The organism is Mesorhizobium hawassense (genome assembly GCF_003289945.1).
In the GTDB taxonomy this organism is placed as follows: domain Bacteria; phylum Pseudomonadota; class Alphaproteobacteria; order Rhizobiales; family Rhizobiaceae; genus Mesorhizobium; species Mesorhizobium hawassense.
The window spans coordinates 36,678-58,693 of the sequence record NZ_QMBP01000020.1 but is presented as its reverse complement, the minus strand read 5'-3'; the positions used below and the strand labels follow the sequence as shown (position 1 = coordinate 58,693).

The window sequence follows — 22,016 nt, the reverse complement described above, 5'->3', positions numbered from 1 at the left end:
CTTTCTTATTCGAAAGCCTTTCGACCGCATCGATAGCGGTCGGCATGACGATGATCCCGGCGGCCGCCCAGGCCGCCTGCCCAATCCAGCTCGCCGTCTACGGCGAGGCCAAGAGCGGCGCCGAGATCGATTTCACCCCGGCCGGTACCTCGGCAACGATCACCAACGCTTTCCGCATGATCCTCGACAACAATGTCGTGCTCGACGGCATCGCGATGTGGACCGAAGGCTCGGCCGCGCGGCCGCATGGCTCGCTGATGTACAAATGCCCGACCGGCGACGTCACCGGCGACGAACTCGCCGCCTGCACGGTCTGGGAAGGCGTCATCTACAGCGCCGATGACAAGGGCGGCGTCGGCCTGCTGCCGGCCGAAGGTGCCGATGCGCCGAAAAACCTGATCTTCCCCGATCTCGGGCCATCGCTCGAAATGTCGGCCGCTTATGGTCCCGCCGGCTTTTCGAAAGTGCCATGGGACATCTTCGTGCTGAAAGGCTGCCAGGAATGAGCGCGGGCAAAAAGACGCTGCTGGTCACCGGCGGCAGCCGCGGCATCGGCGCCGCCATCTGCCGGCAGGCGAGCGAGGCCGGCTACCGCGTGGCGGTCAACTACGTCTCCAACCAGGCGGCTGCGGATGCGCTGGTCGCCGAGCTCAGGGCCGCGGGCGGCGATGCCTTCGCGGTCAAGGGCGATGTCGGCAGCGAGGCCGATGTCCTCGCGATGTTCGGGGCGGTGGACCGGGCCTTCGGCCGGCTCGACGCCTTCGTCAACAATGCCGGCATCGTCGACCTCAAGGCGCGGGTCGACGAGATGAGCGCCGAGCGGGTCGAGCGCATGATGCGCATCAACGTCGTCGGCTCGTTCCTGTGCGCCCGCGAAGCGGTGAAGCGCATGTCGACACGGCATGGCGGCAAGGGCGGCGCCATCGTCAACATATCGTCCGCTGCCGCAAGGCTCGGCTCGCCCGGCGAGTATGTCGACTACGCCGCCTCCAAGGGCGCGATCGATACGCTGACGATCGGCCTGGCGCGCGAGGTGGTGCTGGAAGGCATTCGCGTCAACGCGGTCAGCCCCGGCATCACCGAGACCGAAATCCATGCCTCGGGCGGTCAGCCGGATCGCGTGGCGCGGATGCAGGACCTGCTGCCGATGAAACGCGCGGGCACCTCGGATGAAGTCGCGAGCGCGGTTCTCTATCTTCTGTCGGACGCGGCCTCCTATATAACGGGCGCGATCCTGAATGTGAGCGGCGGCCGCTAGGCGCCAAAGCAAAGGACAAGACTATGGCTTATGACGTCGTTATCATCGGATCGGGACCGGGCGGCTATGTCTGCGCCATCAAGGCGGCGCAGCTCGGGCTGAAGACGGCGGTGGTCGAGAAGAACGCCACCTTCGGCGGCACCTGCCTCAACATCGGCTGCATCCCGTCGAAGGCGCTGCTCTACGCCTCCGAGATGTTCGCCGAGGCCGGCCACGCCTTCGATACGCTGGGCGTCGAGATACCGGCGCCCAAGCTCAACCTGAAGAAGATGATGGCGCACAAGGACACGACGGTCGCCGCCAACGTCAACGGCGTCGCCTTCCTGTTCAAGAAGAACAAGATCGACAGCTTCCGCGGCACCGGCAAGGTGGTCGGCGCCGGCAAGGTCTCGGTGACGGGCGAGGACGGCAAGGTCGAGGAGATCGAGACCAAGAACATCGTCATCGCCACCGGCTCGGACGTCGCCGGCATTCCGGGCGTCAAGGTCGATTTCGACGAGAAGGTGATCGTGTCTTCCACCGGCGCGCTGTCTCTGGCCAAGGTGCCCGCCAACCTCGTGGTGGTCGGCGGCGGCGTCATCGGGTTGGAGCTCGGCTCGGTGTGGGCCAGGCTCGGCGCCAAGGTCACGGTCGTCGAATTCCTCGACACCATCCTCGGCGGCATGGATGGCGAGGTATCGAAACAGTTCCAGCGCCTGCTGTCGAAGCAGGGTTTCGAGTTCAAGCTCGGCGCCAAGGTCACCGGCGTCGCCAAGGCCAAGAAGGGCGCGGCGGTCACCTTCGAGCCGGCCAAGGGCGGCGCCACCGAAACCATCGAGGCGGATGTCGTGCTGGTTTCCACCGGACGCCGCCCCTATGCGAACAGCCTGGGGCTGAAGGAAGCCGGCGTCGAAATGGACGAGCGCGGTCGGGTCAAGACGGACGCGCATTTGAGGACCAACGTACCGGGCATCTATGCCATCGGCGACGTGATTGCCGGGCCGATGCTGGCGCACAAGGCCGAGGACGAAGGCGTGGCGGTGGCCGAGACGATCGCCGGCCAGGCCGGCCACGTGAACTACGACGTCATTCCGAGCGTCGTCTACACCAGCCCGGAGATCGCCTCGGTCGGCAAGACCGAGGAAGAGCTGAAGAAGGCCGGCATCGACTACAAGGTGGGCAAGTTTCCGTTCAGCGCCAATGGCCGCGCGCGCGCCATGCTGCACACCGACGGTTTCGTGAAGATCCTGGCCGACAAGCAAAGCGACCGTGTGCTCGGCGTCCATATCGTCGGCTTCGGCGCCGGCGAGATGATCCACGAAGCGGCGGTGCTGATGGAGTTCGGCGGCTCCTCGGAAGATCTCGCCCGCACCTGCCACGCGCATCCGACGATGTCCGAAGCGGTGAAGGAAGCGGCGCTGGCGACGTTCTTCAAGCCGATTCATATCTAGGCGCGCGGTACGCGCCGGCTGCGGTTGCCACCAAACGAAAACGGCCCGCCTTTCGGCGGGCCGTTCGTTGTTGAGCTGTAGCCCGATTACTGAGCCGGCGCCGGTGCAGGAGCTGGCGCAGGGGCCGGTGCAGGGGCCGGTGCGGGAGCCGGGGCTGGCGCGGGAGCCGGGGCAGGTGCCGGAGCGGGCGCAGGCGCTGGAGCCGGCGTTGCCGGCGCCGGAGCCGGGGTGCTGGCGGCCGGCGGCTCAGCCGGGGCCGGGGCATGCTCGCCGCCGCTTCTGCCAAATACATAATACGCAACAATGGCCAGGATAATGACAACTAGGGCGATCAGCCACCCGCTGCCGCCGCCACCCGACTTGGGAGGCGTGCTCGAAGGAGTGAAGGGGTCGTTAGGGTTCGCCATGAAACGTGTCCTCCTTGGATGAAAGCATCAAAATAACAGCCATCAACGCGCGGATCCCGCAATGGGTTTCACACAAACGGACCGAAAGCGCTGAAAAAACGGCGTTTTCGGGCCCGCCAATCGCCAGTCGACTCAGTTGACGACGGTAACAGTATACCCTGCCTTGCGAAAATCCTCGACCAGTCCTTCCGAGCCGGGCAGATGCATGGCGCCAACCGCCATGAAGACGTTGCCTTTGGCCAAAATCGGACCGGCATGCGCCGCCATCACCTTGTTGCGGCTGGTGATCATCGTCTCCTCGAAGGCGGTATAGCCGGCCTTGTCGTCCGAGGAGTCCGGCAGCACGGCCTTGAACAGCGGCCAGAACATGCCGACCTCGCCACGCTGGTAGAGCACGATCATCGTCTCGTTGACGTCGTTCACCTTGTCGCCGAGCTTCATCGTCTCGACCAGGCTCTTCATATGGAATTCGAGCGGCAGCGAGGCCATGGCGCGCAGCTGATCGACAGCGGTCTCGAGGCCTTCGACGTCTTTGCCCAGAACCTTGGCGTCCGAAGCGAGCTTGACGTCCAGCACGGGATCGCCGGCGGCCTGGCGCGCCACCTCGCAGGCCGGCAGCGCCATCATCGCCGACAGGATCCACGGCTTCATCTTGGCGACCGTCGCTGGCGGAATGCCGCGGGCATCGAGCCCCTTGTTCAACGCCGCCGCATCCTCGGGCGACAACAGCGAGGAGAGCGTGGTGTTGTCGGTGAACATCATCAGGCCGGGCTCGCTGGCCATGGCGGCCATCATCTTGGCCTTGTCCATCGCATCGGTGGTTTCGATGATGATGGTGCCGGCGCCGTCATAGGCCTTCTTCGCAGCGGCCGGCAGCGTGGTGACGCGCGTGTCGGTCATGTGCATGGTGCCGAACAGATAGGACGGTTTTTCGCCCGGCTTTTCCAGCTTCCACAACAGGCCCTTGCCGTTGGGAACGGCCGCTGCTTCGGTCTCGACCTTCTTGAAGGCGGCGGGATCGCTCTTTTCCAGCGCGGTCAACAGATCGGTGCCGGCGCAATTCGGTGCCTCGGCATGCGCCCGGCCGGCGAGCAGCAGAACGACGAGGAAAGACAGGAAAAACAGCAGGTTGAGCGCTGCGAGCAGCTTCAACGAGACAAGGGCCGCGCGGTCGGCGATGGCGATGACGCGTTTCATGAGGAAGCGTCTTACCCGGCAAAAGCGGCAAAACGGTTAATCGGGAGAATGAAATTGTTTCCGCTGCTGTCAGTCTTAACAACAGCTTGAGGTGTCCGATGAAATGTCCTGACGATTAGCCGAAACGCCCATCGCGTCGGCGGTTTTACGCCCTCGGATGCGCCCGCTCGTAAATATCGAGCAGCCTTGCCGTATCGACGGCGGTATAGATCTGGGTGGTCGACAGGCTGGCGTGGCCGAGCAGTTCCTGGATGGTGCGCAGGTCGCCGCCGCGGCCGAGCAAGTGAGTGGCGAAAGAATGGCGCAGCGCATGCGGGGTCGCCGTGTCCGGCAGGTTCAGCGCCGAACGCAGCTTCGCCATCTCGCGCTGGATGATGGCCGGGTTGAGTGGGCCGCCTCGGGCGCCTCGGAACAGCAGGCCCTTGGGGTCGATGTGGAAGGGACAGAGCCGGCGATATTCGGCAACCGCGTTGCGGGCCACCGGCAGCACCGGCACCAGCCGCGTCTTGCCGCCCTTGCCGGTGACGCGCAGCACGGTGTCGTCTTCCGAAGCGAGATCGGCGCCGGCCAACCCCAGCGCCTCCGAAATGCGCAGGCCGGAACCGTAGAGCAGCGTCAGCACCGCGGCATTGCGGGCGGCGATCCAGGGCTCATCCGCGAGTTGGCCTTCGACGGCCACGACCTGCCTGGCGTCGCTTGCCGTCAACGGCTTTGGCAGCGATTTCGGCTGGCGCGGGGCGCGAAGTGCGGCCGCGCCCGCGGCATTGACCATGCCGCGCCGTTCGAGAAAGCGCAGCAGCGAGCGGATGCCGGCAAGGCCGCGCCCCAGCGTGCGGGCGCCGGCGCCGTCATTGCGGCGCTTGGCGAGGAAGCCGCGCAGATCGGCCGGGCGCAGGTCGGCGATGTCGGAAATACCCGGCGGGCCTCCGCAATGCCCGGTCAGGAAATGCAGGAACTGGCGAGTGTCGCGCTCATAGGCCTCGACCGTCTCCGGCGACAGCCGGCGCTCACGCGCCAGCGTCTTCAGCCAGGTCTCGCGCGCCGCCTGTAGGTCGGACTTTGCCGGGATGAGGAATTCCTGCATCGCGGCAGTTTCAGGCATGCGGGTTAGGAAGCGGTGAAGAGGCGGTCATTGAAATGACGGGCTCAGGGGGATAGAGCAGGGCAAAGGAAGCGCGCCGATGTCGAAGCTCGAAAACCCCGTACAGATGGCCGTTATCGGTGCCGCGCACGGCATCAAGGGCGAATTGCGGGTGAAGACCTTCACCGGCGATCCGCTGGCGCTGGCCGATTACGGCCCGCTCTATGCCAAGGACGGGCGCGCCTTCCATATCAACGATATCAGGCCGGCGGGCACCGTCGTCGTCGTGCGCTTCAAGGGCATCGGTGACCGCAACGCCGCCGAGGCTTTGGCCGGCACCGAGCTTTTCGTCGACCGGTCAGTGCTGCCGGACGACGGCGAGGAAGACGAGTTCTATCACGCCGATCTCATCGGCCTCGATGTCAGGGACGATACCGGCGTCATCGGCAAGGTCGTCGCCGTGCATAATTTCGGTGGCGGCGACATCCTCGATGTCACGCTTGCCGGCCGCAAGGGCGTGCTCATCCCGTTCACGCAGGCCGCGGTGCCGCATGTGTCGATCGCCGACGGATTCGTCGAGATCAACCCGATGGCGGCGGGCCTGGTCGAGGATGAGGAAGATGGCACGGCGCTGGGCCGTTCCGGCTTCGATCCGAAGGGCAGGCCGCGCGGACCGAAGGATGCCGGGGGCAACCGTTGAGCTTTGCCGCCTCGGTGCTGACGCTCTATCCGGAGATGTTTCCGGGCGCGCTCGGCCTGTCGCTGGCCGGCCGGGCGCTGGAGGCCGGGACATGGTCGCTGGAAGCGATCCAGATCCGCGATTTCGCCACCGACAAGCACCGCACCGTCGACGACACGCCGGCCGGCGGCGGCGCCGGCATGGTGATGCGCGCCGACGTTTTGGCCAAGGCCATCGACCAGGCCTCGCCGCCGGGCGATCCGCGCCCGCGCCTGCTGATGAGCCCGCGCGGCAAGCCGCTGACGCAGGCGCGCGTGCGCCAACTGGCAGACGGTCCGGGCGCGGTGATCCTGTGCGGCCGCTTCGAAGGCGTCGACCAGCGGCTGATCGAGGCACGCGGGCTGGAGGAGGTCTCGATCGGCGATTTCATCCTGTCCGGCGGCGAGCCGGCAGCGCTCGTGCTGCTCGACGCCGTGGTGCGGCTCTTGCCCGGCGTCATGGGCAATGCCGTGTCGGGCGAGGAAGAGAGTTTCGAGAACGGCCTGCTCGAGCATCCGCACTACACGCGGCCGCAGGAATTCGAGGGCCTGCCAATCCCCGAGGTGCTGATCTCCGGCAATCACAAGAAGATTGTCGCATGGCGACGCGCCGAGGCCGAGAAGCTGACGCGGGAGCGGCGGCCGGATCTGCCTGGTGTTCAGCCCTTGGTGAAATAGTAGAACGCCAGGAACAGGCCGACGGCGACGACGAAGCCGCGAACCACGCCTTGCGGCACACGCTTGGCGATCCAGACGCCGGCATAGCCGCCCAACGCGCCGCCGGGGATCATGACGATCGCCTGCGGCCAGGCGACGACACCGCCCCAGACGAAGACCAGGATGGCGATGGCCGCGATGACCACGGCCAGCATGTTCTTCAGCGCGTTGAGCTTGTGGTAGTCGCCGGCCTGCGTCAGGCCGAGCGTCGCCAGCATCATCACGCCCATGCCGGCGCCGAAGAAGCGGCCATAGATGGAGGTCGCGAATTGCGCCAGCGACCCGGCGAGCGAGCCGACCGAGGCCTGGTGCTCCGGTCCGGCCGTCGGTTTCAGCCATGGCCCGGCGGCAAACAGCGCGGTCGCGGCGATCAGCAGCCAGGGCACCAGCGCGCGGAAAGACGGATTGGAGAGCGCAAGCAAGATGAGCGAGCCGGCCAGCGCTCCTAAGGCGGAAATTGCGCAAAGCAGCAGCGCCTGGCGCCAGAAATGCCTGATGTCGTCGAGATAGGCGAGCGTCGAGGTGATGTAGCCTGGAAACTGCGTCACCGAGGAGGTGGCGTTGGCGACGATCGGCGGCACGCCGACCAGCGTCATGGCGCCGAAAGTGACGAAGGTGCCGCCGCCGGCGACGGCGTTGACCGCGCCGGAGACAAAACCGGCGAGAAAGAGCAGGGCGGCATCGAAAAAACTCATTTCCCCGCTTAGAAAGCTTGCGCGGCGCGCGCAACCCGGCACGGCGGCAATGTCATGGGGCCATCGACCGCAAAAAAGTATGCCTCAAAGTCCCCTTTTTTGATGCATGTCGTCGTCCCAGAACCGCGCACACTTCTGGGCGACATGCATTTGGGCGTGACAAAGCGGCAAAATGGCTGTATGTCGCCGCCCGAACCGGAAGAACGATCTTGCGAGACGCTCCTTCCGGCCCGTCAACAAGTGCGGTGTAGTCGTCCCTGCCTGATGTTTCGACAAAGGGCATAGCCGAGCGGTCAATGGAACTGCAAGGCGAGTCGAGGACGCTCTGACTGTCGGAAGAACAAGAAGAGGATTTTTGAGATGGATCTCATCCGTCAGCTCGAGGCCGAACAGGCCGCCAAGATCGAAGCCAAGCGCAAGCTGCCCGAATTCCAGCCGGGCGACACCGTGCGCGTCCAGGTGCGCGTCACCGAAGGCACCCGCACCCGCGTCCAGGCCTATGAGGGCGTCGTCATCGCCCGCTCCGGCTCCGGCTTCCAGGAGAATTTCACCGTCCGCAAGATTTCCTACGGCGAAGGCGTCGAGCGCGTGTTCCCCGTCTACTCGCCGATGGTCGAGGGTGTCGAGATCGTGCGCCGCGGCAAGGTGCGCCGCGCCAAGCTCTATTATCTGCGTGACCGTCGCGGCAAGTCGGCCCGCATTTCGGAAAACACCGGCGTGCGCGCCCGCAAGCTGAACGACGAAGAGCGTGATGCTTTGGCCGCCGAGCGCGCCCGCATCGAGGCCGAGAAGGTCGCCGCCGCCCAGGCGCTGGCCGCCGAGACGGCTGCCAAGGAAGCCGCCGAGAAGAAGGCCGCCGCCGAGGCTGCTGCTTCGGCCGAGTAGGCTTTCAGCGGGACAGGTTCTGGAAAGGCGGCTTCGGCCGCCTTTTTCATTTTCACCGAGCTGTGATCGCTTGCTGCAGGAAAATCGCCTCGCCGTCGTTGACAAGTAATTATCTTGTACACTAAATAATCGTGTACAAATCAAAAAGGAGACGAAGATGTCGGCACTTTACAGCACCAAGGCGCATGTTACCGGCGGCCGCGCCGGGCATGGCGAGACCAGCGACGGCCTGCTCAAGGTCGATCTGGCAATGCCGAAGGAACTCGGCGGCAAGGGCGGCGCCACCAATCCCGAACAGCTCTTCGCCGTCGGCTATGCGGCCTGCTTCGAGAGCGCGGTGCGCTTCATTGCGCGCCAGCAGAAGCTGCCGCTGCAAGATGCCTCAGTCACCTCCACGGTCAGCCTCTATCCGAACGACAAGGGCGGCTTCAGGCTCGGCGTCGCGCTGGCGGCCGAGATCAAGGGGCTTGATCAGGCGGGCGCCGAGGCGCTTGTATCGGAAGCGCACAAGATCTGCCCCTATTCCAACGCCATCCGGGGCAATATCGATGTGGCGTTGTCCACCACGGCGCTTCCGGCAAAGGCAGTATGACGACGACAACCGAAACCATGACCAAGCAAGTCCCGGCGCCAGACGCCGGGGCTATCGCCGTGCCGCGCCTCGACCAGCAGCTCTGCTTCGCGCTCTATTCGGCCAGCGGACTGATGACCAAGCTCTACCGGCCGCTGCTCGATCCGCTCGGCCTCACTTATCCGCAATATCTGGCGATGCTGGCGCTGTGGCAGCATTCGCCGAGCACAATCGGCGAGCTTGGCGCGGCCTTGGGTCTCGATTCGGCGACGCTGACGCCGCTGATCAAGCGCATGGAAGCGGGCGGTCTCGTGACGCGCCGGCGCGATGCCGCCGACGAGCGCCGGGTGCTGGTCGAGCCGACCGCCAAGGGCGAGGCGCTGCGCGCGAAGATGAAGGACGTGCAGGAAGGGCTCAGCTGCGCCATGCCGCTGGAGCGGGCCGAGCTCAAGGCCCTGCACGGCACGCTGACGCGGCTGGTCGCCGGGCTGCGTGAGGCTACGGCCGGTCAGGACTGATCGCGGCACAGTCATCCTCGAAACCATCCCCGAAGAGCATTGATTTGCGTCTTGGCGCGCCGCGGCGGTGCGGACCGGCTTGCAAGGCGCTTGCGGCAAGTTAAAGTCGGCGCCGGATTTTTCCCAGGCCGCAAAAATTGCAGCGCGGTCGCACCTTCGGAGATTTGTCATGACCAAGTCGAAATTGCTGCTGGCCGCCATGGTGGCCTGCCTTCTCGCGCCTGTCGTCGCGCTCGCCGACAACTTGCCCGATCTCGGCGGCAAAAAGGTCGTGGTGGTGACGGAGAATGCCTATCCGCCGCTGCAGTTCATCGACAAGAAGACCGGCAAGCAGATCGGCTGGGAATATGACGCGATGGACGAGATCGCCAAACGGCTGAATTTCAAGGTCGAATACCAGAACACCTCCTGGGACGCGATGATCCAGGCGGTTTCCGACAACCAGTACAACATCGGCATGACCGGCATCACCATCAAGGACGACCGCAAGGAGAAGGTCGACTTTTCCGATCCCTATATGCGCTCGGAGCAGTTCATGCTGGTGCGCGGCGACGAAAGCCGCTTCACCGACGCCAAGAGCTTCGGCGCCTTCAAGGACGGGCTGATCGGCGCCCAGCCCGGCACCACGCCCTTCTACACCGCCGTCTACAGCGTGCTCGACGGCAACGAGCAGAACCCGCGCATAAAACTGTTCGAGACGTTCGGCGCGACCGTGCAGGCGCTGAAAACGGGCGACGTCGACGTGGTGCTGACCGACGGCACCGCCGGCCAGGGCTATGTCGATGCCTCCGAAGGCAAGCTGAAGCTGATCGGCGGGCCGCTCGGCACCGAGGATTTCGGCTTTATCTTCCCGAAGGGCTCGGACCTGGTGAAACCGGTCAACGCCGCGATCGCCGCGCTCAAGGCCGATGGCACTTTCGACAAGCTCAACAAGAAGTGGTTCCTCGACTATAAGATGGGGCAGTAGGCTCGTCTTGGTAAGCGCAGTGGGTTTGCAGGAAATCGCGCTGACATTGCGCCAAGGCCCTCCTCTCTGCCCTGCCGGGCATCTCCCCCTCAAGGGGGGAGATTGGCAACTCGACCGACGGTGCTCTTCATTCAACGTTGGTGATTGGCGAAGGCCAATGCGACGCTCGATCTCCCCCCTTGAGGGGGAGATGGCCGGCAGGCCAGAGAGGGGGGCCCGGGCACTGCCCTTTCGGGACTTCCTGTCAGGCGAAACCGCCTAATGGCCGCCACATCATCCACCACCAAGCCCGAATTCCCCTGGTGGCTTGCCGCGGCGCTCGTCCTTGCGCTCGCGGCCGCCCTCGCCATCGCGTCCAGCGATCTCTACGCGCAGGTCTTCGCCACCGTCGCCAAGGGAATCGGCATCACCATCTTCGTCACTGCGGTCGCCTTCGCGCTGGCCTCGGCGCTCGGGCTCGGCATCGCGCTGATGGCGCTGTCGGGATCGCAGTGGCTGCGCCAGATCGCGCGCTTCTATGTCGAGATCATCCGCGGCGTGCCGATCCTGGTGCTGTTGTTCTGGATCGCCTTTGCCGGCGCGCCGGCCTTTGTCGCGGCCTGGAATGCGCTGACCGCGCCGCTGCAGAGCGCCGGGCTCATCGGCGAACTGCTGGTGCGCGACGTCTCGCTTCTGTGGCGCGCCATCATGGCGCTGACCATCGGCTATTCGGCCTTCATCTCGGAAGTGTTCCGCGCCGGCATCCAGTCGGTCGAGCGGGGCCAGATCGAGGCCGCCAAGGCGCTCGGGCTGGGCCGCGTGCAGCGCTTTCGGCTGATCGTGTTCCCGCAGGCGATCCGCACCATCCTGCCGCCACTCGGCAACGACTTCGTCGCCATGGTCAAGGATTCCTCCTTGGTCTCGGTGCTCGGCGTCGCCGACATCACCCAGATCGGCAAGGTCTATGCGGCGGGCTCGTTCCGCTTCTTCGAGACCTACTCGATCGTCGCCTATATCTACCTGATCCTCACCGTCGGCCTGTCGCTGGCGTTGCGGGCGCTGGAGCAGCGGCTGCGCCGGCAGCATCAGGAATAGCCGGCTGGCAAAGTCCACGCTACGATCCTTCCGCTGAACATCGCGGAGGAGACGCCCCATGAATTTCGACAAGGCCAATGCGGCGCTGGACTCCGTCTACACGGCCGATACGCCGGAAGGGCTGGCCAAGGCCTATGCCGACTGGGCGGCGACCTACGACAGCGAGACCGCCTCGCTCGGCTACCTGCTGCCGTTCCTGATCACCGCCTGGGTGGCGCGGCATGTGCCAACCGGCGAAGGCCCGCTGCTCGACGCCGGCTGCGGCACGGGGCTGTCGGGGCCGTCACTGAAGGCGCTGGGGTATGGCGACATCGCCGGGCTCGATCTTTCCGACGACATGCTGAAGCTCGCCGGCAGCCGCAATGCCTATGGCGAGCTAAAGAAGGCGATGCTCGGCGGGCCGCTGCCCTGGCCCGACCGTCATTTCCGCGCATTCTTCTCGACCGGTGTCTTCACTATCGGCCATGCGCCGGCTGCCGGTCTGCACGAGCTGGTGCGCATCACGAAGCAAGGCGGCCACGCCATCTTCACCGTGCGCGACCAGGTTTTCGAGAGCGGCGGTTTTCAAGCTGTGTTTGACGAGCTGGAGCGCGCGGGGAAATGGCGCCTGGTCGAGCAAAGCCCGTGGTTCCGCTGCTACGCCATCGGCGATCCGGAAGCGTTGGTGAAGACGTTCGTGTTCGAGGTGGTGTGAGCTGCTAGTTCCCGACCTCGGCTCCCTTCCTCTCCCTCCGGAGGGGGGAGAGGTGGCGCTGCGAAGCAGCGACGGAGTGGGGGAAGGCGGTCCACAAACGCGCCGCCGCTGACAACTCGCGCCAGAGCCCCGATCAAACCGAGCCATTGCTCAGTCGAAGTAACAAAGGCCGCGCCAGGTCGACCCCCCACTCCGTCGAGCTTCGCTCGACACCTCTCCCCCGATCGACGGGGGAGAGGAAGGGCGCACGGCCAAGCCGCAATTGCCGAAAAGCCAAAACATTGCTATCTACCCCGCCATGGAGAAGCTTTTCAGCGATCCGGCCTACAAGGGTTTCGTGCTGCAGGACAGAAAGCGCCTGCCGTCGCGTTTCTCCGCGCGGGTCTGTGGCGCGCTCACCAGCCGACTTAGCCAGGCCGACTGATCGCAGTCGTCGCGCTGGACCGCCGGCGCCAGCTTTTCCCATTCTCGTATCGACGGATTTACGCACATGAGCGCACCGCGCACCCTCTACGACAAGATCTTCGACGACCATACGGTCGACCGCCAGGACGACGGCACCTGCTTGCTCTATATCGACCGCCACCTCGTGCATGAGGTCACCAGCCCGCAGGCCTTCGAGGGCCTGCGCATGAGCGGCAGAAAAGTTCGGCATCCGGAAAAGACGCTGGCCGTGGTCGACCACAACGTGTCGACCTCGCCCGAACGCAAGTTCGGCATCAAGAACGAGGAAAGCCGCATCCAGGTCGAGGCGCTGGCCAAGAACGCCAAGGATTTCGGCATCGAATATTATTCCGAGAACGATATCCGCCAAGGCATCGTCCACATCATCGGGCCGGAGCAGGGTTTCACGCTGCCCGGCATGACCATCGTCTGCGGGGACAGTCATACCTCGACGCATGGTGCTTTTGGAGCATTGGCGCACGGCATCGGCACGTCGGAGGTCGAGCATGTGCTGGCGACGCAGACGCTGATCCAGCGCAAGGCCAAGAACATGCTGGTGCGCGTCGACGGCCAGCTGCCGGAAGGCGTCACCGCCAAGGACATCATCCTGGCCATCATCGGCGAGATCGGCACCGCCGGCGGCACCGGCTACGTCATCGAATATGCCGGCGAAGCGATCCGCTCGCTGTCGATGGAAGGCCGCATGACGATCTGCAACATGTCGATCGAGGGCGGTGCTCGCGCCGGCCTGATCGCGCCGGACGAGACCACCTTCGCCTATGTCAAGGACAAGCCGCGCGCGCCGAAGGGCGCGGCGTGGGACGCGGCACTCGCCTATTGGAAGACGTTGCATTCGGATGAAGGCGCGCATTTCGACAAGGTGGTCGTGCTCGACGCGCAGAAACTGCCGCCGATCGTCTCCTGGGGCTCCTCGCCCGAGGACGTCGTCTCGGTGCAAGGCATCGTGCCCAATCCGCAAGAGATCACGGACGAGAACAAGCGCAGCTCGAAGATCCGCGCGCTCGACTATATGGGGCTGACGCCGGGGACCAAGATCACCGACATCGAGCTCGACCGCGTGTTCATCGGCTCGTGCACCAATGGCCGCATCGAGGACCTGCGCGCCGCCGCCAAGGTGGTCGAGGGCAAGAAGGTCAATCCGCGCGTCAACGCCATGATCGTGCCCGGCTCCGGCCTGGTGAAGGAACAGGCCGAGGCCGAGGGCCTCGACAAGATCTTCCTCGCCGCCGGCTTCGACTGGCGCGAACCGGGCTGCTCGATGTGCCTGGCCATGAACGACGACCGGCTGAAGCCGCATGAACGCTGCGCCTCGACCTCGAACCGCAATTTCGAGGGCCGGCAGGGCTTCAAGGGCCGCACCCATCTGGTGTCGCCGGCCATGGCGGCGGCGGCGGCTATCGCCGGCCACTTCGTCGACATCCGCGACTGGAAATAGACCAGGTCGCCATAGACGACTTCCGGGAACCCCGGGCCGCGACGCGGTCCGGGGTTTCTTTTTTGCCCGCGATGTCTCGCTTTGTGGGCTCGCGCTTAACCGCTTGTTTGGGCTTCCACATTACTGTCTCCCCTTGGGTAAGTTGGGGAAAGTCGCAGTCCTTTGGACACCGGTCTGCTCATAGCGCTGCTCAATCCGACGATAGCGCTGGCGCTTGGCGCCGCGTTTGCCGTGTTGTGGTTCCATCAGCGCCATCGCCCCTATCTGGCGGTGCTGGCGACGAGCTACTGCCTGTTGGCGCCGGGTTTCCTGTTCCAGTATTTCACGCTTCCCATCGGCCTGGCGATGACGAAGCTCGTCTCCAACATCTGTTTCGCCACTGCCGCCTGCTGCCTTTCCAGCGCGATCGTCGCGCGCTACGGGCGCCGCGTGCCTTATGTCGGCATCGCCATCATGACCGGCGGCGGGTTCGCCGCCTTCCTGTGGTTCATGTTCGTCCAGCCGGACCTCACCTGGCGGGTGCTTGGCGTCAATTTCGGCTTCGGCGGCCTCAGCCTGCTGGTCGCCGCCGAGCTCAGGACCGTGCGCAACAATGGTCCGACCGAAAAAATCCTGTTCGTCCTGTCGCTGCTTTCCGGCCTGAACTTCGTCGCCCGCACGCTGATCGTGGTCATCGCGCACGGGCCGTTCCGGAACTATGACGGCTTTTACGGCTCGTCCTACTGGACGACCGCGTTGCTCTCGCAGGCGCTTCTGTCGCTGTTGATCGCGCTCAGCCTGTTCACCGCGGCCGCGCTCGACATATTGCGGACGCTCAAGGCCGAAACCCACACCGATCCGCTCTCCGGCATCCTCAACCGCCGCGGCTTCGAGGAGCGCGCGATCCAGTTGCTCGACCAGTGCGGCAAGGCCGGATTTCCCGTCGCGCTGGTGCTGGCCGATCTCGATCACTTCAAGGCGCTGAACGACCGGCACGGGCATGAGGCCGGCGACCGGGTGATCGCCGACTTCGCCGCCAAGCTGCGCGCCGCCACCGGCGCGCGCGGAGCCGCCGGCCGCATCGGCGGCGAAGAGTTCGCCGTGCTTCTGCCGCTCAGCGACCTCGCGGCGGCAAGGCTCTTTGCCGAAGCGATCCGCGCCTTCTATTCGGCCGGCACGGTCGACGGCCTGCCGCCCGGCACCAAGGTCACCGCGAGCTTCGGGGTTGCCGCCCGCACCGGCAAGGAAGGGCTGATGCCGTTGATGCGGCGCGCCGACGAGGCGCTCTACAAGGCCAAGCAGAACGGCCGCGACAGCGTCCGGCTCTCCTATGAGAGGCCTGAAACGACGTTCGTCGCCGAACCGCTCGCCGTTGGCTGAGGCAAGTCTACAATCTCGGATGTGGGCTTCGGCGAAGTCGCCGAGCCGGCACTGCATGATTTTCCAGGCTTGCTCCAAGCAACTCATGCATTAACTTGTTCTTCGCCCGTCGATGCTTTTCTGTCCGGAACGTCCGACGAAGGAAGATATGGGCAGCGCCGACTTCATACTGATGATCAACCTGCTCGTCGCCGGGCTGCTGGCGGCGGCGTTCATGGCGATTGCCGTCTACGACACCGGGCGTGTGTCGGCGCGCTGGCTTGCCTTCAGCTACCTGCTCGGCATGGCCTATTTCGCCATCGAATTCAGCATTCCCGCCTTCGCGGATGCCCGGCTGCCAGTCGTCGCCGCCTTCGCCGTGTTCCTCGGCGCGACCATCGCCTTCAATGGCGGGCTCGCCCACAAATATGGCGTGCGGCCACCCTGGTCGCCGATGCTGTGCTTCCTGGTCGTCGCCTCGGTCGCCGTCTATCTGGTGCAGGACCTGCCGCGCCATTCGCTGACGCGCATGATGGCCTATCAACTGCCCTACGCCGTCATGCAGTTCGCCGCGCTCGGCATCGTGCTCACCTCGCGGCAAAGGCTTGCGCGGCTCGATCATCTGCTTGCGCTGGTGCTCGGCGCCAGCGCCGTGCAGTTCGCCTCCAAGCCGCTCATCGCGGGCGCGCTGGGCGGCTGGGGTGCCAATCCGCAGGCCTATGTGCAGACCAGCTACGCGCTGGTGTCGCAGTCGCTCGGCACCGTGTTCGGGCTGGCGCTGGCGCTGCTTGCTTTGGCCGTCCTGGTGCGCGACGTGCTCGACGAGGCGACCTCGAAATCGGAAACCGACGCTTTGTCGCGGCTGTTCAACCGCGGCGGCTTCGAACGCCACGCGGACCTTGCTATGCGGGACGCGGTTCGGCGTGGGGTGCCGGTCGCGCTGGTGATCGCCGATCTCGACTATTTCAAGCGCATCAACGACAGCTACGGCCATGCCTCCGGCGACCGCGTGATCGAGACCTTCGCCGGCTTCCTGCGCGAAGCGGCCGCCGAACATCATGTCGCCGGCCGTATCGGCGGCGAGGAGTTCGCCATCATCCTGCCGGGCACCAATCTTGCCGCGGCGCGGCTGTTCGCCGAGGGTGCGCGCAACGCCTTCGGCGCCTTGCCGATCGAGGGCCTGCCGGCCGATCACCGCTGCAGCGCCAGCTTCGGCGTGGCGGAACTGGCCACCGATGAGGGTTTTGCCGATCTCTTGCGGCGTGCCGACGCCGCGCTCTACGAAGCCAAGAATGCCGGCCGCGACTGCGTGCGCGTGTCAGGCGCGCTGCGGCGGCGTCAGGCGCCGACGGTATTCAACGGCAAGGGCTGAGATTGGGCATCTCACCGTCGGAAAGCCCGTACATATAGGAACGGCCCTTCACCAGCACCGGCGGCTGGTAGCAGCCCGGGGCGCCAGGTTCGTCGGCATCGTCATAGACGACATCCGGCTGGCCGGCGCTGGTGTATTCGGATAGTTTTTTGGCAAGCTTGCCCTCGCCGACGACGATACGCTTGTAGCCGGCGGCACTGTCGATGACGAGATTGCCGAAGGAATCGGCATAGACGCGATCGTGATGGCGCAGCCCTGCTTCGGCCGGCGCGGCGATTGCCGTGACCAACCCCGCCAGCACTGCTGCGGCAACGCTTGCCCGCACTGAGTTCGAACGCATGTCGCTCTCCCTGATCGGCGCGCGATCGCGCCTGGAAATCCGCTTCGAATCAGGAAATTAACTGTTTCTTAACCTTTGTTAAGAGGCCGAGGGGCTTTCGGCGCCGGTTCTTAAGGAACATGGTTAATTTCCGAGGGATCGGCTTCTTGGGCGGCGGGACGACGGGTGCGCCGGGCTCTCTCGGAGGTGAACTTGATCTTGGCGCTAGGCATGTCTAGCGTGCCGCGAACGAAAGGGGCAGCGTATGAGCTTTGGCCACATGGTTCGGGTGTCGATCACCATCCCGCTGCTTCTCGCGGCAGCGGCCTGCGTGCCGCAGGACAACGCGCCGAAGTCGGCCAATGCCACGGCGCCGGTGGTCGCGCCCGCGCCGGTCCAGCAGCCCGCCGCGCCGGCGGCCGCGCCGATGGTCGCGGTGCCTCCGGCCAAGACGCCCGCGCCGCCTCCCGCACCGCCAACCAAGATCGTCACCGATCTTACCACGCCGCCGCGATCCGGTATCGGCGCGGCCACCTACCGATGCGGCAATGGCGGCATGATCACCATCCAGAATCTGGGCAGCGCGCTGCGCCTGGTGCGGGCGGACGGCACGACGGAGGAATTCGCGGCATCGCCCGCCAACCAGAGCAGCCGCTACCAGGAAGCGGTGACCCATGACGCAATCGTGATCGATGGACGCGAGGCGCTGGTGATGAAGCGAGGATCCACCCCGCAGACTTGCAAGAGATAGCCGGCGCACCCGACACTTGCTCGTGCAGATGTCTATACCGCACTGCAGCGAAGTGCTGCGCAAGCTTCGAGACAACCGCTAATCGATTGAAGCGCGCGAGAGCCAATTTGTCAGACTAAATGACTTTTCCAAAACGATTTTCCGGCTTTGACGCGGTGCAAAAAGAGCATTAGAAACCGGCTGTCCGGGGCCATATATGAAGGCGGCAAAACGCTGCTCTTCGGTAGCGGCAATCCAGGACGCCGAACTGGGGCAGCCATGAGCAAATCACCAGCCACCCGCGCAGTTGCCAGACGTGAACGGCCGCTCTCGCCGCATCTGACGATCTACCGGCCGCCGATCACCATGACGATGTCGATCATCCATCGCATCACCGGTGGCGCGCTCTACTTCGGCACGCTGCTGGTGGCGGCGTGGCTGATTGCCGCCTCGAGCTCGCAGGCCGCCTTCGACTGGGTCAACTGGGCCTTCGGTTCCTGGCTCGGCCGGCTGGTCCTGTTCGGTTACACCTGGGCGCTGATGCACCACATGCTGGGCGGGCTGCGCCATCTCATCTGGGACACCGGCGCGGGCCTGGAAAAGCAAACTGCATCGAAGATCGCCTGGGCGACGCTCGCCGGCTCGATCGTGCTCACCCTTTTGATCTGGATCGCCGGCTACATGGCGCGCGGAGGCCTGGCATGAGCGGCTCCAACAACGATATGCGCACGCCGCTCGGCAAGGTGCGCGGGCTGGGCTCGGCGCGCGAAGGCACGCAGCATTTCTGGCGCCAGCGGCTGACGGCGATCGCCAACATCCCGCTGCTTTTGTTCTTCGTCGGCTTCCTGATCGCGGTCAACGGCCACGGCTACGCGGACGTGCGGGCGTCGCTCGCCAATCCTTTCGTGGCGCTGATGCTGGCGCTGGTGGTGATCTCCGGCCTCTACCACATGCGGCTCGGCATGCAGGTCATCATCGAGGATTATGTGCATGGCGAAGGCCTGAAGCTCGCGGTGATCGCCCTCAACACCTTCTTCTGCGTGGCAGTCGGCGTCGCGTCGCTGTTTGCCCTGCTCAAACTGGCATTCGGAGGCTGACGTCTTGGCCAACGCAAACACGGCTTCCGCCTACACTTTTGTCGACCACAAGTTCGACGTCGTGATCGTCGGCGCCGGCGGCGCCGGCCTGCGCGCCACGCTCGGCATGGCCGAGCAGGGCCTGCGCACCGCCTGCATCACCAAGGTGTTCCCGACGCGCTCGCACACCGTTGCCGCGCAAGGCGGCATCGCCGCCTCGCTCTCCAACATGGGCCCCGATTCCTGGCAGTGGCACATGTACGACACCGTCAAGGGTTCGGACTGGCTGGGCGATGTCGACGCCATGGAATATATGGTTCGCGAGGCGCCGGCCGCGGTCTATGAGCTCGAGCATTACGGCGTGCCGTTCTCGCGCACCGAGGAGGGCAAGATCTACCAGCGGCCGTTCGGCGGCCACATGATGAACTATGGCGACGGTCCGCCGGTGCAGCGCACCTGCGCCGCCGCCGACCGCACCGGCCACGCCATCCTGCACACGCTTTACGGCCAGTCGCTGAAGAACAATGCGCAGTTCTTCATCGAGTATTTCGCGCTCGACCTGATCATGGAGCCGGACGGCACCTGCACCGGCGTCGTGGCCTGGAATCTCGACGACGGCACCATCCACCGCTTCTCGGCCAAGATGGTGGTGCTGGCGACCGGCGGTTACGGCCGCGCCTATTTTTCCGCCACCTCGGCGCATACCTGCACCGGTGACGGCGGCGGCATGGCGGCCAGGGCCGGACTGCCGCTGCAGGACATGGAGTTCGTGCAGTTCCATCCGACCGGCATCTACGGCGCCGGCTGCCTGATCACCGAGGGCGCGCGCGGCGAGGGCGGCTATCTCGTGAACGCCGAGGGCGAGCGTTTCATGGAGCGCTATGCGCCGTCGGCCAAGGACCTTGCCTCGCGCGACGTCGTCTCGCGCTGCATGACGCTGGAGATCCGCGAGGGTCGCGGCGTCGGCAAGAAGAAGGACCACATCTTCCTGCATCTCGACCATCTCGATCCGGCCGTGCTGCATGAAAGGCTGCCGGGCATTTCGGAATCGGCCAAGATCTTTGCCGGCGTCGACCTCACCAAGGAGCCGATCCCGGTGCTGCCGACGGTTCACTACAATATGGGCGGCGTGCCGACCAATTACTGGGGCGAGGCGCTCAATCCGACGGCCGACAGCCCCGACCGCGTATCGCCCGGCCTGATGGCGGTGGGCGAGGCAGGCTGCGCTTCGGTCCATGGCGCCAATCGGCTCGGCTCCAACTCGCTGATCGATCTCGTCGTGTTCGGCCGCGCCGCGGCCATCCGCGCCGGCCAGGTGATCGACCGCAAGTCGGCGATCCCGTCGCCCAACGAAGCCTCGGTCGAAAAGATCATGCAGCGCTTCGATCACCTGCGCCACGCCAACGGCAAGATCCCGACCGCGGTGCTGCGCGAAAAAATGCAGCGCGCCATGCAGGAAGACGCCGCCGTGTTCCGCACACAGGAATCGCTCGAGAACGGCTGCAAGCGCATTTCGGAACTCTGGGGCGAACTGAAGGACATCAAGGTCACCGACCGCTCGATGATCTGGAATTCCGACCTCGTCGAGACGCTGGAGCTGGAAAACCTGATGGCCAATGCCATCACCACGGTCCAGGGCGCCGAGGCGCGCAAGGAGAGCCGCGGCGCGCATGCGCGGGAGGATTTCGACAAGCGCGACGACGCCAATTGGCGCAAGCACACGCTTGCCCATCTGAGCGAGGACGGCAAGGTGACGCTGACCTACCGGCCGGTGCACACCGAGCCGCTGCTGGCGGAAAAGGACGGCGGCATCAACCTCGCCAAGATCGCGCCGAAGGCGCGGGTGTATTGACCATGGCGCAGGCGGCCACGGGATATTCCGGCACGCCTCTTCCGGCCAAGCTTGGCCTGAAGGACGGCATGGTCGCCGCCTTCATCGCGCTGCCGCCGGAGCTCGATGAGCTGGCTGGGGCCGTGTCCTTTGCCGGCGTCGATCGGCTCTCCAACTGGTCGGCGATCTCGGGCAGCCGGAAATACGATGCCGTGCATGCCTTCACCCGGCAGCGCGCCGAGATCGAGGACGGCTTGGCCCACATCGAGAATGCGATCAAGCGCGACGGCATGGTCTGGGTCTCGTGGCCGAAGAAGGCCTCGAAGGTGCCGACCGACGTCACCGAGGACGTCATCCGCTCGGAGGCGCTGAAGCGCGACCTCGTCGACGTCAAGGTCGCCGCCGTGAACGAAATCTGGTCCGGGCTGAAGCTCGTCATCCGAAAGGACCGCAGGTAATGGTCGAACTCACGCTTCCCAAGAATTCCAAGGTCCAGCAGGGCAAGACCTGGCCGAAGCCGGAAGGCGCGACGAACCTTCGCGAATACCGCATCTACCGCTGGTCGCCGGACGATGACGAGAACCCGCGCATGGATACCTATTTCGTCGACATGGACGATTGCGGGCCGATGGTTCTCGACGCGCTGTTGTGGATCAAGAACAAGATCGACCCGACGCTGACGCTGCGCCGCTCTTGCCGCGAAGGCATCTGCGGCTCCTGCGCCATGAACATCGACGGCTCGAACACGCTTGCCTGCACCAAGGGCTGCGACGACATTTCGGGCGCGGTGAAAATCTATCCGCTGCCGCATATGCCGGTGATCAAGGACCTGGTGCCGGACCTCACCAATTTCTATGCCCAGCACGCTTCGATCCAGCCCTGGCTACAGACGGTTTCGCCGACGCCCGCCAAGGAATGGCTGCAGAGCCATGAGGATCGCGAGAAGCTCGACGGGCTCTACGAGTGCATTCTGTGCGCCTGCTGCTCGACGTCGTGCCCGAGCTATTGGTGGAATGGCGACCGTTATCTCGGCCCGGCCACCCTGCTGCAGGCCTATCGCTGGCTGATCGACAGCCGCGACGAGGCGACGGGCGAGCGGCTCGACAATCTCGAAGATCCGTTCCGGCTCTATCGCTGCCACACCATCATGAATTGCGCGCAGACCTGCCCGAAGGGCCTCAATCCGGCGAAGGCGATTGCGGAAATCAAGAAGATGATGGTGGAGCGCCGCGTCTAGTC

At 65.1% G+C, this 22,016-nt stretch carries 25 protein-coding genes; 21 read left to right on the top strand and 4 right to left on the bottom strand.

Translation table 11 applies throughout. The annotated features are described in order from the left end of the window. The first annotated feature begins 44 nt into the window (after window positions 1–44). Genes DPM33_RS29695 through lpdA form a run of 3 tightly spaced genes read left to right on the top strand, consistent with a single transcriptional unit; the run spans window position 45 to window position 2,688 of the window. Window positions 45–506: a hypothetical protein gene (locus DPM33_RS29695; RefSeq protein WP_112101014.1), complete on the top strand. Its 462-nt coding sequence runs from the start codon at window positions 45–47 to the stop codon at window positions 504–506. Beyond that, a complete protein-coding gene (locus DPM33_RS29690; protein ID WP_112100946.1) occupies window positions 503–1,258 on the top strand; it encodes an SDR family oxidoreductase in 756 nt (251 codons plus the stop codon). Before DPM33_RS29695 ends, DPM33_RS29690 begins: the two co-directional genes overlap by 4 nt. A gap of 23 nt (window positions 1,259–1,281) precedes the next feature. Further along, on the top strand, window positions 1,282–2,688 hold the full coding sequence (gene lpdA / locus DPM33_RS29685) for a dihydrolipoyl dehydrogenase (protein ID WP_112100945.1): 1,407 nt from the start codon (window positions 1,282–1,284) through the stop codon (window positions 2,686–2,688). A 539-nt stretch (window positions 2,689–3,227) separates the two neighbouring features. On the opposite strand, the gene DPM33_RS29675 is transcribed toward lpdA, so the two are convergent. Then, window positions 3,228–4,292, bottom strand: a complete 1,065-nt coding sequence (locus DPM33_RS29675; protein WP_112100943.1) for a TraB/GumN family protein — start codon at window positions 4,290–4,292, stop codon at window positions 3,228–3,230. A 145-nt stretch (window positions 4,293–4,437) separates the two neighbouring features. After that, the gene (locus tag DPM33_RS29670; protein WP_112100942.1) at window positions 4,438–5,376 is read right to left on the bottom strand and encodes a tyrosine recombinase XerC; all 939 of its coding nucleotides are present in this window, start codon (window positions 5,374–5,376) and stop codon (window positions 4,438–4,440) included. 97 nt (window positions 5,377–5,473) lie between these two features. Here DPM33_RS29670 and rimM point away from each other — a divergent pair, with 97 nt between their 5' ends. Further along, on the top strand, window positions 5,474–6,073 hold the full coding sequence (rimM, locus tag DPM33_RS29665; protein ID WP_112100941.1) for a ribosome maturation factor RimM: 600 nt from the start codon (window positions 5,474–5,476) through the stop codon (window positions 6,071–6,073). Then, window positions 6,070–6,768, top strand: coding sequence for a tRNA (guanosine(37)-N1)-methyltransferase TrmD (gene trmD / locus DPM33_RS29660; RefSeq protein ID WP_112100940.1), 699 nt, complete (start codon window positions 6,070–6,072; stop codon window positions 6,766–6,768). The genes rimM and trmD overlap by 4 nt, the downstream gene beginning before the upstream one ends. On the opposite strand, the gene DPM33_RS29655 is transcribed toward trmD, so the two are convergent. Continuing rightward, window positions 6,750–7,502, bottom strand: coding sequence for a sulfite exporter TauE/SafE family protein (locus tag DPM33_RS29655; RefSeq protein WP_112100939.1), 753 nt, complete (start codon window positions 7,500–7,502; stop codon window positions 6,750–6,752). The two genes, trmD and DPM33_RS29655, sit on opposite strands and share 19 nt — an antisense overlap. Before the next feature lie 360 nt (window positions 7,503–7,862). Between DPM33_RS29655 and rplS the strand changes: the two genes are divergently transcribed. The 10 genes from rplS (at window position 7,863) to DPM33_RS29595 (ending at window position 16,821) form a co-directional block, all read left to right on the top strand. Continuing rightward, window positions 7,863–8,387, top strand: coding sequence for a 50S ribosomal protein L19 (gene rplS / locus DPM33_RS29650; RefSeq protein ID WP_112100938.1), 525 nt, complete (start codon window positions 7,863–7,865; stop codon window positions 8,385–8,387). 157 nt (window positions 8,388–8,544) lie between these two features. Continuing rightward, on the top strand, window positions 8,545–8,979 hold the full coding sequence (locus DPM33_RS29645) for an organic hydroperoxide resistance protein (protein ID WP_112100937.1): 435 nt from the start codon (window positions 8,545–8,547) through the stop codon (window positions 8,977–8,979). After that, entirely contained in the window at window positions 8,976–9,476 is a 501-nt protein-coding gene (locus DPM33_RS29640) for a MarR family winged helix-turn-helix transcriptional regulator (protein WP_112100936.1), read from the top strand. The genes DPM33_RS29645 and DPM33_RS29640 overlap by 4 nt, the downstream gene beginning before the upstream one ends. A 169-nt stretch (window positions 9,477–9,645) precedes the next feature. Next, window positions 9,646–10,443 carry a basic amino acid ABC transporter substrate-binding protein gene (locus DPM33_RS29635; RefSeq protein ID WP_112100935.1) on the top strand — a complete coding sequence of 266 codons (798 nt, stop codon included), beginning with the start codon at window positions 9,646–9,648 and terminating at the stop codon, window positions 10,441–10,443. Window positions 10,444–10,704: 261 nt separating this feature from the next. Further along, the gene (locus DPM33_RS29625; protein WP_112100934.1) at window positions 10,705–11,517 is read left to right on the top strand and encodes an amino acid ABC transporter permease; all 813 of its coding nucleotides are present in this window, start codon (window positions 10,705–10,707) and stop codon (window positions 11,515–11,517) included. 58 nt (window positions 11,518–11,575) lie between these two features. Further along, a complete protein-coding gene (locus DPM33_RS29620; protein WP_112100933.1) occupies window positions 11,576–12,211 on the top strand; it encodes a class I SAM-dependent DNA methyltransferase in 636 nt (211 codons plus the stop codon). 298 nt (window positions 12,212–12,509) lie between these two features. Next, entirely contained in the window at window positions 12,510–12,635 is a 126-nt protein-coding gene (locus DPM33_RS37530) for a hypothetical protein (protein WP_112100932.1), read from the top strand. A gap of 66 nt (window positions 12,636–12,701) precedes the next feature. Next, window positions 12,702–14,111, top strand: a complete 1,410-nt coding sequence (gene leuC / locus DPM33_RS29605; RefSeq protein ID WP_112100931.1) for a 3-isopropylmalate dehydratase large subunit — start codon at window positions 12,702–12,704, stop codon at window positions 14,109–14,111. A gap of 162 nt (window positions 14,112–14,273) precedes the next feature. Further along, window positions 14,274–15,470, top strand: coding sequence for a GGDEF domain-containing protein (locus DPM33_RS29600; protein WP_112100930.1), 1,197 nt, complete (start codon window positions 14,274–14,276; stop codon window positions 15,468–15,470). Between the two features lie 148 nt (window positions 15,471–15,618). Next, window positions 15,619–16,821, top strand: coding sequence for a GGDEF domain-containing protein (locus DPM33_RS29595; protein ID WP_112100929.1), 1,203 nt, complete (start codon window positions 15,619–15,621; stop codon window positions 16,819–16,821). Here DPM33_RS29595 and DPM33_RS29590 read toward each other — a convergent pair. Next, a complete protein-coding gene (locus DPM33_RS29590) occupies window positions 16,805–17,161 on the bottom strand; it encodes a hypothetical protein (protein ID WP_112100928.1) in 357 nt (118 codons plus the stop codon). The two genes, DPM33_RS29595 and DPM33_RS29590, sit on opposite strands and share 17 nt — an antisense overlap. Before the next feature lie 244 nt (window positions 17,162–17,405). Between DPM33_RS29590 and DPM33_RS29585 the strand changes: the two genes are divergently transcribed. From DPM33_RS29585 to DPM33_RS29560, 6 genes are all read left to right on the top strand, one after another. Further along, on the top strand, window positions 17,406–17,891 hold the full coding sequence (locus tag DPM33_RS29585) for a hypothetical protein (protein WP_112100927.1): 486 nt from the start codon (window positions 17,406–17,408) through the stop codon (window positions 17,889–17,891). 258 nt (window positions 17,892–18,149) lie between these two features. Beyond that, entirely contained in the window at window positions 18,150–18,575 is a 426-nt protein-coding gene (gene sdhC, locus DPM33_RS29580; protein ID WP_112100926.1) for a succinate dehydrogenase, cytochrome b556 subunit, read from the top strand. Further along, complete coding sequence (gene sdhD / locus DPM33_RS29575; protein ID WP_112100925.1) at window positions 18,572–18,967, top strand: succinate dehydrogenase, hydrophobic membrane anchor protein; 396 nt, start codon at window positions 18,572–18,574, stop codon at window positions 18,965–18,967. Before sdhC ends, sdhD begins: the two co-directional genes overlap by 4 nt. Window positions 18,968–18,971: 4 nt before the next feature. Beyond that, on the top strand, window positions 18,972–20,798 hold the full coding sequence (gene sdhA, locus DPM33_RS29570; protein ID WP_112100924.1) for a succinate dehydrogenase flavoprotein subunit: 1,827 nt from the start codon (window positions 18,972–18,974) through the stop codon (window positions 20,796–20,798). A 2-nt stretch (window positions 20,799–20,800) separates the two neighbouring features. Continuing rightward, on the top strand, window positions 20,801–21,235 hold the full coding sequence (locus tag DPM33_RS29565; RefSeq protein ID WP_112100923.1) for a DUF3052 family protein: 435 nt from the start codon (window positions 20,801–20,803) through the stop codon (window positions 21,233–21,235). After that, entirely contained in the window at window positions 21,235–22,014 is a 780-nt protein-coding gene (locus tag DPM33_RS29560; protein WP_112100922.1) for a succinate dehydrogenase iron-sulfur subunit, read from the top strand. The genes DPM33_RS29565 and DPM33_RS29560 overlap by 1 nt, the downstream gene beginning before the upstream one ends. Window positions 22,015–22,016: the final 2 nt, after the last annotated feature.